Here is a 14,394-nt window from a genome sequence, read left to right on the forward strand (position 1 = left end):
GGGAGAGGTGACGGCATGAGTGACCCGAGCACCGCGTCGATCGTCTCGACACCACCGGCGCACCAGCCGACCGAGATCGGCGGCCCGACCAACGCCGGCCTGCCGGACAACGCCCGCCGGGAGAAGCCCCGCGGCCTGCTCGGCGACGCGTGGCGGGACCTGCGGCGCAAGCCGCTCTTCTGGATCTCCGCGACCTTCATCGTGATCTTCGTGGTGATGGCCGCCTTCCCGTCGCTCTTCACCTCGGCCAGCCCCGACTACGGAGAGCTGAGCCGGAGCCTCGGCAAGCCCTCGGGCGACGCCTGGTTCGGCTACGACATCCAGGGCCGCGACGTCTTCGCCCGGACCATCTACGGCGCCAACGCCTCGATCGTGGTGGCGCTGCTCTCGGTCTTCGGCACATTGCTGATCGGCGGCACGATGGGCATGATCGCCGGCTACCGCGGCGGCTGGGTGGACGCCCTCCTGTCCCGGGTCGCCGACGTCTTCTTCGGCCTGCCGTTCGTGCTCGGTGCGATCGTCATCCTGACCACGTTCAACGGGTCGGGCACCAGCAACAGCGAGTGGAAGATCAAGTTCCTGGTCATCGCGTCGCTCGTCGTGCTGAGCTGGCCGGTGGTCATGCGGCTCATGCGTTCCTCGGTGCTCGCCACCAAGGAGGCCGACTACATCGTCGCGGCCCGCGCGCTGGGTGCCGGCACCGGCCGGATCATCCTCAAGCACCTGCTGCCGAACTGCCTGGCACCGATCCTGGTGTACGGCACGATCATGGTCGGCTCGTTCATCGGCGCGGAGGCCACGCTCTCGTTCCTTGGCGTCGGCCTCAAGTCGCCGGTGGTTTCCTGGGGCATCATCATCAACGAGGCGCAGAACCTGATCCGGGTGGCCCCGTACCTGCTGTTCTTCCCCGCCGCGTTCCTCGTCGCCGCCGTGCTGAGCTTCGTGATGCTCGGTGAGGCGGTCCGCGAGGCCCTCGATCCGAAACTCCGCTAGGGGCGATCCAGTTGTCCGACATTCTCGTGTCCGAGCAGTCCGCCGCGGGCGCCTCCGGGCGCCCCACCGGCCGCCTGCTCGAGGTCGACGACCTCCGGGTGGAGTTCCGTACCCGCGACGGCGTCGCCAAGGTCATCAACGGGGTCACGTACCACGTCGATGCGGGGGAGACCCTCGCCGTGCTCGGCGAGTCCGGCTCCGGTAAGAGCGTCACCGCGCAGACCATCATGGGCATCCTCGACACGCCGCCCGGTCACGTGACCGGCGGTCAGGTGCGCTTCCACGGCAAGGACATGCTGACGATGTCCTTCGAGGAGCGTCGCCGCATCCGTGGCGAGGGCATCGCGATGATCTTCCAGGACGCGCTCTCCGCGCTGAACCCGGTCTTCACCGTCGGGTTCCAGATCGCCGAGCAGTTCCGGGTCCGCCGTGGCCTGAGCCGCTCGGACGCCAAGAAGCGCGCGATCGAGATGCTCGACCAGGTCAAGATCCCGAACGCCAAGGGCCGGTTCAGCAACTACCCGCACCAGTTCTCCGGCGGCATGCGCCAGCGGGCGATGATCGCCATGTCGCTGGCGCTCGACCCCGAGGTGCTGATCGCGGACGAGCCGACCACCGCGCTCGACGTGACCGTGCAGGCCCAGATCATGGACCTGCTGGCCGAGCTCCAGCGCGAGCGGCAGATGGGCATGATCCTGATCACCCACGACCTCGGCGTGGTCGCCGACGTCGCGGACCGGATCGCGGTCATGTACGCGGGGCGGATCGTCGAGGAAGCCGACGTCTACGACCTGTACGCGAAGCCGGCGCACCCGTACACCCTCGGCCTGCTCAACTCGATCCCGCGTCTGGACGAGAAGGGGCAGCAGCTCCGCACCATCAAGGGCCTCCCGCCGAACCTGATGAACATCCCGCCGGGCTGCCCGTTCAACCCGCGCTGCCCCATGGCGCAGCCGGTGTGCCGGGAGAAGGTGCCGCCGCTGCTGCAGATCGGCGCCGGCCGGGCCAGCGCCTGCCACTTCGCCGAGGAGCTGGTGAACCGTGACTGAGAACATCCTCGAGGTCCGCGACCTGGTCAAGCACTACCCCGTCACGCGCGGCGTGGTGTTCAAGAAGACCATCGGCCAGGTCAAGGCCGTTGACGGGGTCTCCTTCGACCTGCGTCAGGGTGAGACGCTCGGCGTCGTCGGTGAGTCCGGCTGCGGCAAGTCGACGCTGGCCCGGGTGCTGATGAACCTGGAGAAGCCGACCGCCGGCAAGGTGCTCTACAAGGGTCAGGACATCTCCAAGCTCTCCGGTGGCGGCCTGCGCCGCCTGCGCCGGCAGATCCAGCTGGTCATGCAGGACCCGTACACCTCGCTGAACCCGCGGATGACGGTGGGTGACCTGGTCGGCGAGCCGTTCGAGATCCACCCCGAGGTGGCCCCGAAGGGCAGCCGCCGCAACAAGGTCAAGGAACTCCTCGACCTGGTCGGCCTGAACCCGGAGCACATCAACCGGTACCCGCACCAGTTCTCGGGCGGTCAGCGGCAGCGCATCGGCATCGCCCGGGCGCTCGCCCTGCGTCCGGAGATCATCGTCTGCGACGAGCCGGTGTCGGCGCTGGACGTGTCGATCCAGGCGCAGGTGATGAACCTGCTGGAGCAGCTCCAGGGCGAGTTCGGCCTGTCGTACGTCTTCATCGCGCACGACCTGTCGGTGGTGCGGCACCTCTCCGACCGGGTCGCGGTGATGTACCTCGGCAAGATCGTCGAGGTGGGCACCGAGGACGAGATCTACGAGCGGCCGACGCACCCGTACACCCAGGCGTTGCTCTCCGCGGTGCCGGTGCCGGACCCGACCGTGCGCGAGCACAAGGCGATCATCCGCCTCACCGGTGACGTGCCGTCGCCGGTGAGCCCGCCGTCGGGCTGCCGCTTCCGCACCCGGTGCTGGAAGGCGCAGGACATCTGCGCCCAGCAGGCGCCGCTGCTGCAGATCCGGCAGGGCTCGGACCACCCGAGTGCCTGCCACTTCGCCGAGAAGCGGGAGATCGTGGCCACCCACGAGGTCTGATCCCCCCACCGGAACCGCCTGTCGCCGTCGGTGACAGGCGGTTCCGCGTATCCGGACCCGCCGCGCGGCCGGGCCGGGAGGGGTCAGAGCGGCCCGCGGCCGGCTCGGAGAAGGAGCAGGGCGAGCTGGGTGCCGTCGGCGCCGAGGGCCCGCCGGAACCGTTCGAGGATCTCCCGCTCGCGGGAGAGCACCAGGCGGGTGCCGCCGGACGCCATGCGCGTCGCGCCGACCTGCTGGGACAGGCTCGCTCGCTCCTGCCACAGGTCGATGAGCGCCTGGTCGATCTGGTCGATCCGCTCCCGGATGGCGACGATCTGGGCCGCGGCGACGGGCTCCTTCGTGCCGGCGTCCACCGGTCGGTCCCCGGGCCGGCCGTTCGCCGCGTCGTCCAGATCGCCCGCCGGGCCGGTGCCACCCTCGGGCCCTCCGGCCGCGGGATCGGCGGGCGACCCGGACGACGGCGGCTCTTCCGCCGCGCCGGACGCACCGGATCGCGCCGGGCCGCCGTTCTGCTCCACCACGTCTGTCATCATCGCCGTCCCCCTCGGACGTCGGGCCCGGAGCCCGGATCCCGGGACGACGAAGCCCCGGGCTCCAGGAGCCCGGGGCTTCTCGCAGGTCTGTTGATCAGGCGCGACCTACGGCTGCCGGACTCCCGGTGCCGTAGTAAAAGTAGTAGCGCTGACCGATCACGCCGTCGAGTATGCCCAGCCGGGGTGCCCTCGCGCAAGGAATCCGGCCGCACGGAGTGCGACAACGCACCCGGAGATCCGGCCCGCGACACCGGCCCGCCGTGCCGAGGCCCGAGACGCCGGCCGGCGCGCTCGCTCGGGAAGTGTCCGGCGGGCGGCATAGACTCGCCGTGCGATGCATCCTCTCTTCGACATCCCCGCGTCCCCGCCCGCGCCCGAGCGCGCGCCGACCCGTCCGCACCGGCCCGGGTCGGCGTCCAGCCGTCTCGACCCGAAGGCACTGCTCACCGGGCTCAACGGCCCCCAGCGCGACGCGGTCACCCACGCCGGCTCGCCGCTGCTGATCGTGGCCGGCGCCGGGTCCGGGAAGACCCGGGTGCTCACCCACCGGATCGCCTACCTGCTCGCCGCCCGGGACGTGCATCCCGGGGAGGTCATCGCGATCACGTTCACCAACAAGGCCGCGGGCGAGATGAAGGAGCGGGTCGCCTCCCTGGTCGGCCCGAGGGCCCGGCTGATGTGGGTGTCGACCTTCCACTCCGCGTGCGTCCGGATCCTGCGCGCCGAGCACGAGCACGCCGGGCTGAAGTCGACCTTCTCCATCTACGACGCCGACGACTCGCGCCGCCTGATGCAGCTGGTCGCCCGCGAGCTCGATCTCGACCCGAAGCGTTACCCGGCCCGGGGCCTGGCGGCCCAGGTCTCGAACCTGAAGAACGAGCTGGTCGACCCCGAGGAGTTCGCCGCCCGGGCGAAGGGCCCGAACGAGCGGGCCCTGGCCGAGGCCTACACGCTCTACCAGCGGCGGCTGCGGGAGGCGCACGCGCTCGACTTCGACGACCTGATCATGACCACGGTGCACCTGCTCCAGTCCCACCCGCACGTGGCCGAGAGCTACCGGCGCCGGTTCCGGCACGTGCTGGTCGACGAGTACCAGGACACCAACCACGCCCAGTACGTGCTGATCAAGGAGCTGGTCTCCGGCACCGAGGGGATCCCGCCGGCCGAGCTGTGCGTGGTGGGCGACGCCGACCAGTCGATCTACGCGTTCCGCGGCGCGACGATCCGCAACATCCTGGAGTTCGAGCGCGACTTCACCGACGCCCGGACGATCCTGCTGGAGCAGAACTACCGCTCCACCCAGACGATCCTCAACGCCGCCAACGCGGTGATCGACCGCAACACGTCCCGCAAGCCCAAGCGGCTGTGGAGCGACGCCGGGGCCGGTGAGCAGATCGTCGGCTACGTCGCCGACACCGAGCACGCCGAGGCGGACTGGGTGGCCCGGGAGATCGACCGGCTCGTCGACGAGGGCGACACCCGCCCGGGCGACGTGGCGGTCTTCTACCGCACCAACGCCATGTCACGGGTCTTCGAGGAGGTGTTCATCCGGGTCGGCCTGCCCTACAAGGTCGTCGGCGGGGTGCGCTTCTACGAGCGCAAGGAGGTCCGCGACGCGCTGGCCTACCTGCGTTCGGTGGTCAACGACGACGACACGGTGAGCCTCCGCCGTGTCCTCAACACCCCCCGCCGGGGCATCGGCGAGCGGGCCGAGGCGTGCGTGGAGGCGCTCTCCAGCCGCGACCGGATCTCGTTCGGCGCCGCGCTGCGCCGGGCCAAGGACGCCCCGGGCATCTCGACCCGGGCGGCCAACGGCATCGCCGACTTCGTGGCCCTGCTCGACGGCGCCCGCGAGCTGGCCGAGACCGGCACTCCGGAGGAGGTCCTGGAGGCGCTGCTGACCCGCTCCGGCTACCTCACCGAGCTGGAGGAGAGCCTCGACCCGCAGGACGCGGGCCGGGTCGACAACCTCCAGGAGCTGGTCAGCGTCGCCCGGGAATACACCGAGCGCATCGAGGCCACCGGGGCGGAGGGGGAGCGGGCCACCCTGGCCGGCTTCCTGGAGCAGGTGGCGCTGGTCGCCGACGCCGACCAGCTGCCCACCGACGACCCGGACCACCAGGGCGTGGTCACCCTGATGACCCTGCACACCGCCAAGGGGCTCGAGTTCCCCGTGGTGTTCCTGAGCGGCCTGGAGGACGGCGTCTTCCCCCACCTGCGCTCGCTCGGCGACACCAGGGAGCTGGAGGAGGAGCGGCGGCTCGCCTACGTCGGGATCACGCGGGCCCGCCAGCGGCTCTACCTCTCCCGCGCGGTCACCCGCTCGGCGTGGGGGCAGCCGGCCTACAACCCGCCCTCCCGCTTCCTGGAGGAGTTGCCGCCGGAGCTGGTGCGCTGGGAGCGCACCGAGGGGTCGTACACCTCGTGGGCCGGCGGGGGCGGCGGCGTCGGAGGCCGCGCGGACCGCGCGCCCGGCGGGCGCGGCGGCTTCAACGGGGGTACGCCGAAGGCGGCCCAGTTGGCGAAGCGACTCGGAGTGGACGCCAGCCGGCTGACCACGGCCAGTGAGCTGCCGCAGGCGCCCAAGGTGGCCGCCGGGGACCGGGTCAACCACCAGCGCTACGGGCTGGGCCGGGTGCTGGCCGTCGAGGGGCACGGGCCGGGCGCCCGGGCGCAGATCGACTTCGGCGACCAGACCATGTGGCTGGTGCTGCGACACGCCCCGATCGACAAGCTCTGACGGCGGGGCCCGGTCCGGGCGTACCGGACCGGGCCCCTCCTCGTGCCGTGGCCGTCAGCAGGCCACGTTGATGCCCCGCGCGCGCAGGAACGGTGCGGGGTCGATCTGGTTCCACATCTGGCCCTGGTGCACCTCGAAGTGCAGGTGCGGGCCTGTGGAATCGCCGGTGGAGCCCTCGTAGCCGATGACCTCGCCGGCGCTGACCTTGTCGCCCACGGCGACCGCCAGGCGGCTCTGGTGGGCGTAGTGGGTGAGGTAGCCGTTGCCGTGGTCGATGAAGACCGAGTTGCCGTACCCGTCGCCGGCATCGCCGGCCTTGACGACGGTGCCCGCGGCTGCGGCGTGGATCGGGGTGCCGGCCGGCATCGCGAAGTCGATGCCCGCGTGCAGCGTGCCCCAGCGCTGGCCGAAGCAGGAGGTGATCTGGGCGCCCTTCATCGGGATGACCCAGGCCGGCTTGGGCTTCGTGGTCTTCTTCGGCTTCGGCGTGGTGGTCGTCGCCTTCGCCTTCGGGGTGGCGGTGGACGGGCTCGGTGTCGGGCTGGCCGGGCTGGCCGACGGGGTGACCGGGGCCGGCGACTCGCGGGCCGAGCGGTCGGCGCGGTCGACCGCCTCGGCGCGGGCCTGCGCGTCGACGGCGACCGTCTTCGGTGCGGGCTCGTCGCCCGTCGCGGCGACCGCCACGCCGGCGACGGCGAGGCCGACCGCGGCGACCGCTCCGACCACGAGGAGGCGGGTACGGCGGCTGGGCAGCGCCCGGTGCCGGATCACCTCCGGGTCGTCGCGGCGATCGTTCTGGATGGTCGTGTCTTCTTCCTGCACGGGGGACCTCACGTGTCGAGGGCATCGGACTGACCGATCCTGGTGTGACACGCGTTTCGGCAGGTCAGGGGGTGGGAAGGCGGCCGGGCGTCCGCCCGGCTGGGCGCCCCGGTATCCGGCGTCGTGTCCGGTTCCACCCATTAGCTGATCATGCGGGTGGGTGTCGCCGGTCACACCTCTGGATGTGGCGCAGGCTACTTCGCCCGGCGACGAGCAACGAAAAACCGCCCGGACCGGGAGGTCCGGGCGGTCAACGGTCGGTACGCAGCGTCAGGACGCCGGCACCTCGTTGTAGATCGTCTCGATTTGCATCTTGATGTCCACTCCGCGCTCCTGGAGCCACGGCACCGGGTCCACCGGCTCGCCCTTGACATGCACCTCGAGGTGCAGGTGGGAGCCGTAGGAGTGGCCGGTGTTGCCGACCAGTCCGAGCTGGTCGCCCGCCTTGACCTGCTGGCCCTCCCGCACGCTCACGGCGGAGGAGTGGCCGTAGATCGCCTCGCTGCCGTCCGGGTGCTGGACGATCACGGCGTTGCCGTAGCCGCCGAACCAGCCGGCCTTGGTGACGGTGCCGGCGTGGATCGCGACGTAGGGGGTGCCCTCCGGGGCGACCAGGTCGGCGCCGGTGTGCAGCTTGCCCCAGCGCATGCCGTAGGGCGAGTTGAAGTCGTAACCCTGGAGCGGCAGGAGCCAGACGTCCCGCTCGCCGGCCTCCTCGCCCCGGGCGCTGTCGCGGGAGGCGCGGTCGGCGGCCTCACCGCGGGCTGCGGCGTCCTGGCTGGTGATCGAGGCCTGACGGAGCTCGTCGAGAACCGTGGGGCTGACGCTCTTGGCGTCGGGCATGGCGCTCGCGCCGAGGGCGACGACACCCGCTCCGACGAAGGCGGTGGTGACGACGGCGGCGTAGCGGCTCCGCGGTGGGGTGGGGACGCGGCGGCGACCACGATATCTATCGGGCTCAGACGACAGGCGCTGGCGCACGCACACCCTCCGTTGTCGGGGTTCCGAAGCGGCTTCGCGGACGTTCGGGAACGTTGCGGTGAACATCTGCTGGCCGCGTCGTCACCCGTCCTTGGACCTGATGACAACCGTGGACACGTTAGCCAACCACCACACGAGTCACAAGCCGGAGCGCCGAATTGGCGTGTCAACTTGTCCGTTTGCGTCCGTGATTGTCATGTCTCGCGCCGCCGAACGGTGCCCCCGTTACTACCCGTTCGTCGCGCAGCGTGACCGGTACGGCGGACTCGTCCGCCTTGACGTGGACCGCTGCGGGAACCGGCCGGCGGGCAGGCTACCTGCGTCGACAGGGAAGGTCGCCCGACCACCCCGGCCGCCGACGACGGGCGGACCGTTCGGCGACCCGGTGACTCCGTGCCGAAGTCCCGGGTTTGCCGGCCCGGATTTCCCGGGGTCCGTCCGGCGGGTTACCGTTCGTTCAGGTGGAGGCTGTCGAGCCGGTGAAAGGTGTGCGCTGATGAGCTCTCGTATTCGGGTCGTCGTCGCCAAGCCAGGTCTGGACGGCCACGACCGCGGCGCGAAGGTGGTCGCGCGTGCCCTCCGGGACGCGGGCATGGAGGTCGTCTACACCGGCCTGCACCAGACTCCGGAGCAGATCGTGGAGACCGCCATCCAGGAGGACGCCGACGCGGTCGGTCTCTCCGTGCTCTCCGGCGCGCACATGACGCTCTTCCGGCGGGTGCTCGAACTGCTCGCCGAGCGCGACGCGCGCGACATCGTGGTGTTCGGCGGCGGCATCATCCCGGACGCCGACATCCCGGAGCTGGAGCAGCTCGGCGTCGCGAAGATCTTCACCCCGGGTGCCACCACCCAGTCGATCGTGGAATGGGTGCGACAGAACGTCGCGCAGCCGGTGAGCTGAGCCCCGGCCGGGAGGCCGGCCGGGCGGACGTCGGCGCGCCGGGCTCGCCGGTCCGTGCACGGCCGCGCGGCGGGCGCCGAACCGGAGGCGGACAGGGGGAGGGGCCGGACGCACCCCTCACACGTCCGGCCCCTCTATGCACGATGCCCCGCCGCCACCCCTCGACCGACAGGGCATCGGCCGTTTCTCCTGTCGTCGCACTGACCAGCGCTCCGACACCTGACTCAACGAAGCCCCGACGGCGGGGTTACGCCCTCCGCCAACATCCCTCGAAAGGCTGAACGCGGCCCGCCGTCGCGGTGTCCGTCGTCCCTGCTCCCGTGCCCGTCGCCGGACGCCGACGCGCCGTCCCGGCCCGCGCGGTCCGGATGGCCCGCGGATCGGCGGTTCCGGATGTGAGCCGGCGGCTGTGCATTACCGCACACCGCGCACCCGCTCGGTTGCCCCCGGTGGTGACCTCGCTAGGCTGCGGCCAATGGCCTGTTTCAACTGATGACAGGCGTCAAACTGTTTTCGAACGCTGGTGGCGGCGCGACGGCGCGCCGCGGAGACGGGACGGGACGCGCAATCGTGGACCTGTACGAGTACCAGGGGCGGGACCTGTTCGAGCGGCACGGCTTGCCCGTGCTCGCCGGCGGCGTCGCCACTACCCCGGAGGAGGCCCGCGCCATCGCCGATCGCCTCGGCGGTCGGGTGGTCGTCAAGGCGCAGGTGAAGGTCGGCGGTCGGGGCAAGGCCGGCGGCGTGAAGCTGGCCGAGGGCGCGGAGGAGACGGTGGCCCGGGCCACCGACATCCTCGGCATGGACATCAAGGGCCACACCGTCCACAAGGTCATGATCACGGTGACCGCGGACGTGGCGGAGGAGTACTACTTCTCCTACCTGCTCGACCGGGCGAACCGCACGTTCCTCTGCATCGCCAGCGTGGCCGGCGGTATGGACATCGAGCAGGTCGCCGCGGAGACCCCGGACAAGGTCGTGAAGGCGCCGATCGACGCGGTCGCCGGGGTGGACGAGGCCAAGGCGCGGGAGATCGTCACCGCCGCCGGCTTCCCGGCCGAGGTCGCCGACCAGGTCGTCGACGTCGCGGTCGGGCTGTGGAAGGCCTTCGTGGCCGAGGACGCCACCCTCGTCGAGGTGAACCCGCTGGCCAAGACCGGCGACGGCAAGCTGCTGCTGCTCGACGCCAAGATCAGCCTGGACGAGAACGCCGGCTTCCGGCACCCGGACCACGAGGCGTTGGTCGACCAGGCCTCGGTGGACCCGCTGGAGCAGGCGGCCAAGGAGAAGGACCTCAACTACGTCAAGCTCGACGGTGAGGTCGGCATCATCGGCAACGGCGCGGGTCTCGTGATGTCGACCCTCGACGTGGTCGCGTACGCGGGCGAGCGGCACGGCGGCGTCAAGCCGGCCAACTTCCTCGACATCGGTGGCGGCGCGAGCGCGGCGGTCATGGCCAACGGCCTGGAGATCGTCCTCTCCGACCCGTCGGTGAAGAGCGTCTTCGTCAACGTCTTCGGCGGCATCACCGCCTGCGACGCGGTCGCCAACGGCATCGTGCAGGCGCTCGACCTGCTGGAGCAGCGTGGCGAGAAGGTCACCAAGCCGCTCGTCGTCCGGCTGGACGGCAACAACGCGGAGGCCGGCCGGGCGATCCTCGACGGCGCGAACAACCCGCTGATCGAGCGGGTCGACACGATGGATGGCGCGGCCGAGCGGGCCGCCGAGCTGGCCGCTGCGGGGGTCTGACACATGGCAATCTGGCTGACCAAGGACTCGAAGGTCATCGTGCAGGGCATGACCGGGTCCGAGGGTTCCAAGCACACCAAGCGGATGCTCGCGGCGGGCACCAACGTCGTCGGCGGCGTCAACCCGCGCAAGGCGGGTCAGACGGTCGACTTCGACGGCACCGAGCTGCCGGTCTTCGCCAGCGTGGCGGACGCGATGAAGGAGACCGGGGCGGACGTCACGGTCATCTTCGTTCCGCCGCAGTTCACGAAGGCCGCGGCGGTCGAGGCGATCGACGCCGGCATCGAGCTGGCCGTCGTCATCACCGAAGGCGTGCCGGTCCACGACACCGCCGCGCTCTGGGCGTACAACGTGTCGAAGGGCGAGCGGACCCGGATCATCGGCCCGAACTGCCCCGGCATCGCCTCGCCGGGCGCCTCCAACGCCGGCATCATCCCGGCCGACATCACCGGCAGCGGCCGGATCGGCCTGGTCAGCAAGAGCGGCACGCTGACCTACCAGATGATGTACGAGCTGCGGGACATCGGCTTCTCCACCTGCGTCGGCATCGGTGGTGACCCGATCATCGGCACCACCCACATCGACGCGCTCGCCGCGTTCCAGGCCGACCCGGACACCGACGCGATCGTGATGATCGGTGAGATCGGCGGCGACGCCGAGGAGCGGGCCGCCGAGTTCATCAAGGCCAACGTCACCAAGCCGGTCGTCGGCTACATCGCCGGCTTCACCGCGCCGCCCGGCAAGACCATGGGCCACGCCGGTGCGATCATCTCCGGCTCGGCCGGCACCGCCGACGCGAAGAAGGCGGCGCTGGAGGCGGTCGGCGTGAAGGTCGGCAAGACGCCGACCGAGACCGCCCGCCTGATGCGGGAGATCATGTCCGCCGGCTGAGCGGAGTGCGTCTCGCGCTGAGGGGGTCGACCGGCGGTCGACCCCCTCAGCCGTTACGCCACAACGGATAGTTCCCCGTCGCCCGCAGGAACGCCCCGGCGACGAGGTTGACCACGCCGAGCGCCACGGCGACGTAGCCGAGCACCGGCGAGTTGCCGTACCGCCGGGCGTCCCGGACGGACAGGTAGCCGAAGATGATGCCGAGGATCCCGCAGCAGATCAGCCCGAGGACGACGCCGAGCACACCCCAGAGCGTGGTGCGGTCGCGCCCGCGGGCCGCTGGGGGCGGCGGGTACGGCGAACCCACGGCGACCTCCCGCCACGATCGGGGCCGCGACGGCGTCACGTCCTGCGCCGAGGCTAGACCGGGCGGACGCCCGGCCGGCCGTGGATGGCGGAACTCGCCGCCGTCCCCGGGCGGTATCGGACTGCCACCGGGCGTCTGACGTGCCAGAGTAGACCTCGATGTCCGACCTCACCCCTGATCGATCCCGCCGGACCGGCGCGGTCGCCGCCGACAACCGCCCGCCCGGTCGTGGCGTGCCCGGCGGGCGGGTGCCCCGCCCACGGTCCGACGGACCACCGCGCGGCCGCGCCCCGCTGGCCGTGGCCGCCGCCGTGGCCGCCTTCGGGGCGGCGCTCACGTCGTACCTGCCGGTCGCGATCGTGCTCGGCCTCGCCCAGCTCAGCGAGGACGCCGGGTCGGTCACCGGTGCCCTGCGCGCCGGCCTGGCCGGCTGGCTGCTCGGCCACGGCGTCCCGCTGCCCACCGAGGCGGGGCCGCTCGGGCTCGCCCCGCTCGCGCTGACCGCGCTCGTGGTGTGGCGGCTGGCCCGGGCCGGTGTGCACGTCAGCCGGGCGATCGGCGCGCGCGGTGGCCGCTCGCCGCGCCGTGCGCTCGCCGCGGCCGTGGCGGTCGGCATCGCGTACGCGCTGCTCGGCCTGCTCGCCGCGGTGCTGGTCGGCCTGGGCGGCCCGGGCGTGTCACCGGTTCGCGCCGGGCTCTCCTGCGCGCTGCTCGGCACGGTGGCCGCCCTGGTCGGCGCGGTGCGCACCACCGGCGTGGCCGGCTTGCTCGCCGAGCGCGCGCCGGCGGCGCTGCGCGACGGCGTCCGCACCGGCCTGGTCGCCGGCCTGCTGCTCCTCGGGGCGGGGGCCGGAGCCGCCGGTCTGGCGGTGGCCACCGGGGGCGGCGACGCGGCGGACATGATCGGGGCCTACCGGACCGGGGTGGCCGGTCAGGCGGGCGTCACCCTGGTCAGCCTCGCCTACGCGCCGAACGCCGCGATCTGGTCCACGAGTTACCTGCTCGGTCCCGGGTTCGCAGTCGGCACCGACACCGCCGTGCGGACCAGCGAGGTGTCGGTGGGGGCGCTTCCCGCCGTACCGCTGCTGGCCGGGCTGCCCCGCGGCCCGGTCGACGGCTTCGGCGCCGCCCTGCTCGCGGTGCCGGTCCTGGCGGGCATGGCGGCCGGCTGGCTGCTGGCCCGCCGGCTGGTGCGGCTCGCTGCCGACGACCGCGCACCGCTGGGCTGGCCCCCGCTGCTCGCGCCGGCGGCCGTCGCCGGCCCGGTGGCGGGTGTGCTGCTGGGGATCGCGGCGGCGGCCTCGGCCGGGCCACTGGGTGGTGGCCGGCTGGCCGAGATGGGCCCCGTCGCCTGGCAGGTGGGCGCCGTGACCACCGCCGTGGTCGGAGCCGGCGCGCTGCTCGGCGCGGCGGCCACCCGCACGTTCACCCGCGGCCCGGTGCGGCGGAGCGCCGCGACCTCCTGACCGCCGCAAGGACGACGCCGAAGGGGCGCCCCGCGGTTGCGGGACGCCCCTTCCGGTCAGCCGTGGATCAGGGCTCGGTCGGCAGGCTCATGCCGATGAGGTTGAGGATGATCGCCAGAATGCCGATGCCGACACCGACGGCACCACAGATCAGGCCGGCCTTGGCCTGGCCGGCGTTGTTGGCCTGGCCCTGGGCCACCTTCTGCCGGCCCAGGTAACCGGTGATGATCGCGGCGATGCCGACCGGGAAGCCCAGGAAGAAGCAGCAGGCCAACGGGATCGACGCGATGCCGAGGATCATCGACACCAGACCGAGCGTGTTGTTCTGCCCCTGCGCCTGCGGGTAGCCGGCGTTCGGGTACGTCGGCGCGCCGCCGTACGGCTGCTGCTGCGCGTACGGGTCCTGCGGGTACGGCTGCCCGGGCTGCTGACCGTACGCGGGCTGCTGACCGTAGGGGTTCTGCGGCGCGGCGTACGGGTCCTGCGGCTGGCCGTAGGGCTGCCCCGAGGTGGGCTGCTGCCCGTACGGCGCCGAGGGCGGCGGAGCGTACGGGGCCTGGGGCTGCGGTGCGGTCGGGTCCTGGTGCGGCTGCTGGCCGTACGGATCCTGACCGGGCTGACCGGGCTGCATTCGAGGAGGCTCCTTGGGTCTGTCCGTCAGTACGTGCTGTTGTCACCACTCATGATCGCGCCGAGGCCGCCGAGTGCGCAGCACAGAATCGCGATCACATACCACGAGATACCGACGATCAAAGCCCACTTCGACCACTTGCGCGACTCAGCGGCGGCGGCCTGCGCGCCGGCGTAGTCGCCCTGCTGGAGCAGCGGGTTCACCTTGGACGCGTTGATGATCGCCGGAATCGCGAGGGGCCAGAAGAGGAAGATGGCCACGATCGACATCGTCATGTTGTTGTTGACCGGCGGCTGCTGGGGTGGGTACCCGGGCTGCATGGGGG

Annotated in this window: 14 protein-coding genes; 8 read left to right on the forward strand and 6 right to left on the reverse strand. The window is 71.9% G+C overall.

Features of this window, described 5'->3' with window-relative positions; genetic code table 11:
- The first annotated feature begins 15 nt into the window (after window positions 1-15).
- From GA0070620_RS26065 to GA0070620_RS26075, 3 genes are read left to right on the forward strand one after another with little or no spacing between them, the layout of a single operon-like run.
- Window positions 16-993: an ABC transporter permease gene (locus GA0070620_RS26065; protein WP_091595121.1), complete on the forward strand. Its 978-nt coding sequence runs from the start codon at window positions 16-18 to the stop codon at window positions 991-993.
- Window positions 994-1,019: 26 nt separating this feature from the next.
- Window positions 1,020-2,042: an ABC transporter ATP-binding protein gene (locus tag GA0070620_RS26070; protein WP_091595123.1), complete on the forward strand. Its 1,023-nt coding sequence runs from the start codon at window positions 1,020-1,022 to the stop codon at window positions 2,040-2,042.
- Window positions 2,035-3,048, forward strand: a complete 1,014-nt coding sequence (locus GA0070620_RS26075; RefSeq protein ID WP_091595125.1) for an ABC transporter ATP-binding protein — start codon at window positions 2,035-2,037, stop codon at window positions 3,046-3,048. Before GA0070620_RS26070 ends, GA0070620_RS26075 begins: the two co-directional genes overlap by 8 nt.
- Before the next feature lie 83 nt (window positions 3,049-3,131).
- Here the strand turns inward: GA0070620_RS26075 and GA0070620_RS26080 are convergent, their stop codons facing one another.
- A complete protein-coding gene (locus GA0070620_RS26080; RefSeq protein WP_231922480.1) occupies window positions 3,132-3,440 on the reverse strand; it encodes a chorismate mutase in 309 nt (102 codons plus the stop codon).
- A 475-nt stretch (window positions 3,441-3,915) separates the two neighbouring features.
- Between GA0070620_RS26080 and pcrA the strand changes: the two genes are divergently transcribed.
- Window positions 3,916-6,321, forward strand: a complete 2,406-nt coding sequence (pcrA, locus tag GA0070620_RS26085) for a DNA helicase PcrA (protein ID WP_091595129.1) — start codon at window positions 3,916-3,918, stop codon at window positions 6,319-6,321.
- A gap of 54 nt (window positions 6,322-6,375) precedes the next feature.
- Here the strand turns inward: pcrA and GA0070620_RS26090 are convergent, their stop codons facing one another.
- A complete protein-coding gene (locus GA0070620_RS26090; protein ID WP_377520005.1) occupies window positions 6,376-7,143 on the reverse strand; it encodes a M23 family metallopeptidase in 768 nt (255 codons plus the stop codon).
- A gap of 270 nt (window positions 7,144-7,413) precedes the next feature.
- Window positions 7,414-8,124, reverse strand: a complete 711-nt coding sequence (locus GA0070620_RS26095; RefSeq protein WP_091595133.1) for a M23 family metallopeptidase — start codon at window positions 8,122-8,124, stop codon at window positions 7,414-7,416.
- Window positions 8,125-8,620: 496 nt separating this feature from the next.
- Between GA0070620_RS26095 and GA0070620_RS26100 the strand changes: the two genes are divergently transcribed.
- The 3 genes from GA0070620_RS26100 (at window position 8,621) to sucD (ending at window position 11,665) form a co-directional block, all read left to right on the forward strand.
- The gene (locus GA0070620_RS26100; protein WP_091595135.1) at window positions 8,621-9,025 is read left to right on the forward strand and encodes a cobalamin B12-binding domain-containing protein; all 405 of its coding nucleotides are present in this window, start codon (window positions 8,621-8,623) and stop codon (window positions 9,023-9,025) included.
- A 570-nt stretch (window positions 9,026-9,595) separates the two neighbouring features.
- Entirely contained in the window at window positions 9,596-10,774 is a 1,179-nt protein-coding gene (gene sucC / locus GA0070620_RS26105) for an ADP-forming succinate--CoA ligase subunit beta (RefSeq protein ID WP_091595137.1), read from the forward strand.
- A 3-nt stretch (window positions 10,775-10,777) separates the two neighbouring features.
- The gene (gene sucD / locus GA0070620_RS26110; RefSeq protein ID WP_091595139.1) at window positions 10,778-11,665 is read left to right on the forward strand and encodes a succinate--CoA ligase subunit alpha; all 888 of its coding nucleotides are present in this window, start codon (window positions 10,778-10,780) and stop codon (window positions 11,663-11,665) included.
- Between the two features lie 46 nt (window positions 11,666-11,711).
- Here the strand turns inward: sucD and GA0070620_RS26115 are convergent, their stop codons facing one another.
- Window positions 11,712-11,972 (reverse strand): hypothetical protein, encoded by a 261-nt coding sequence (locus tag GA0070620_RS26115; RefSeq protein WP_091595141.1) that lies wholly within the window; start codon window positions 11,970-11,972, stop codon window positions 11,712-11,714.
- A 158-nt stretch (window positions 11,973-12,130) separates the two neighbouring features.
- Here GA0070620_RS26115 and GA0070620_RS26120 point away from each other — a divergent pair, with 158 nt between their 5' ends.
- Window positions 12,131-13,438, forward strand: a complete 1,308-nt coding sequence (locus tag GA0070620_RS26120; protein WP_091595143.1) for a cell division protein PerM — start codon at window positions 12,131-12,133, stop codon at window positions 13,436-13,438.
- Window positions 13,439-13,505: 67 nt separating this feature from the next.
- On the opposite strand, the gene GA0070620_RS26125 is transcribed toward GA0070620_RS26120, so the two are convergent.
- Entirely contained in the window at window positions 13,506-14,069 is a 564-nt protein-coding gene (locus GA0070620_RS26125; RefSeq protein ID WP_091595145.1) for a DUF4190 domain-containing protein, read from the reverse strand.
- 26 nt (window positions 14,070-14,095) lie between these two features.
- The gene (locus GA0070620_RS26130; RefSeq protein ID WP_091595147.1) at window positions 14,096-14,389 is read right to left on the reverse strand and encodes a CD225/dispanin family protein; all 294 of its coding nucleotides are present in this window, start codon (window positions 14,387-14,389) and stop codon (window positions 14,096-14,098) included.
- Between the last annotated feature and the right edge of the window lie 5 nt (window positions 14,390-14,394).

Origin of the sequence: Micromonospora krabiensis (assembly GCF_900091425.1) — a bacterium.
GTDB classification, from domain to species: Bacteria; Actinomycetota; Actinomycetes; order Mycobacteriales; family Micromonosporaceae; genus Micromonospora; species Micromonospora krabiensis.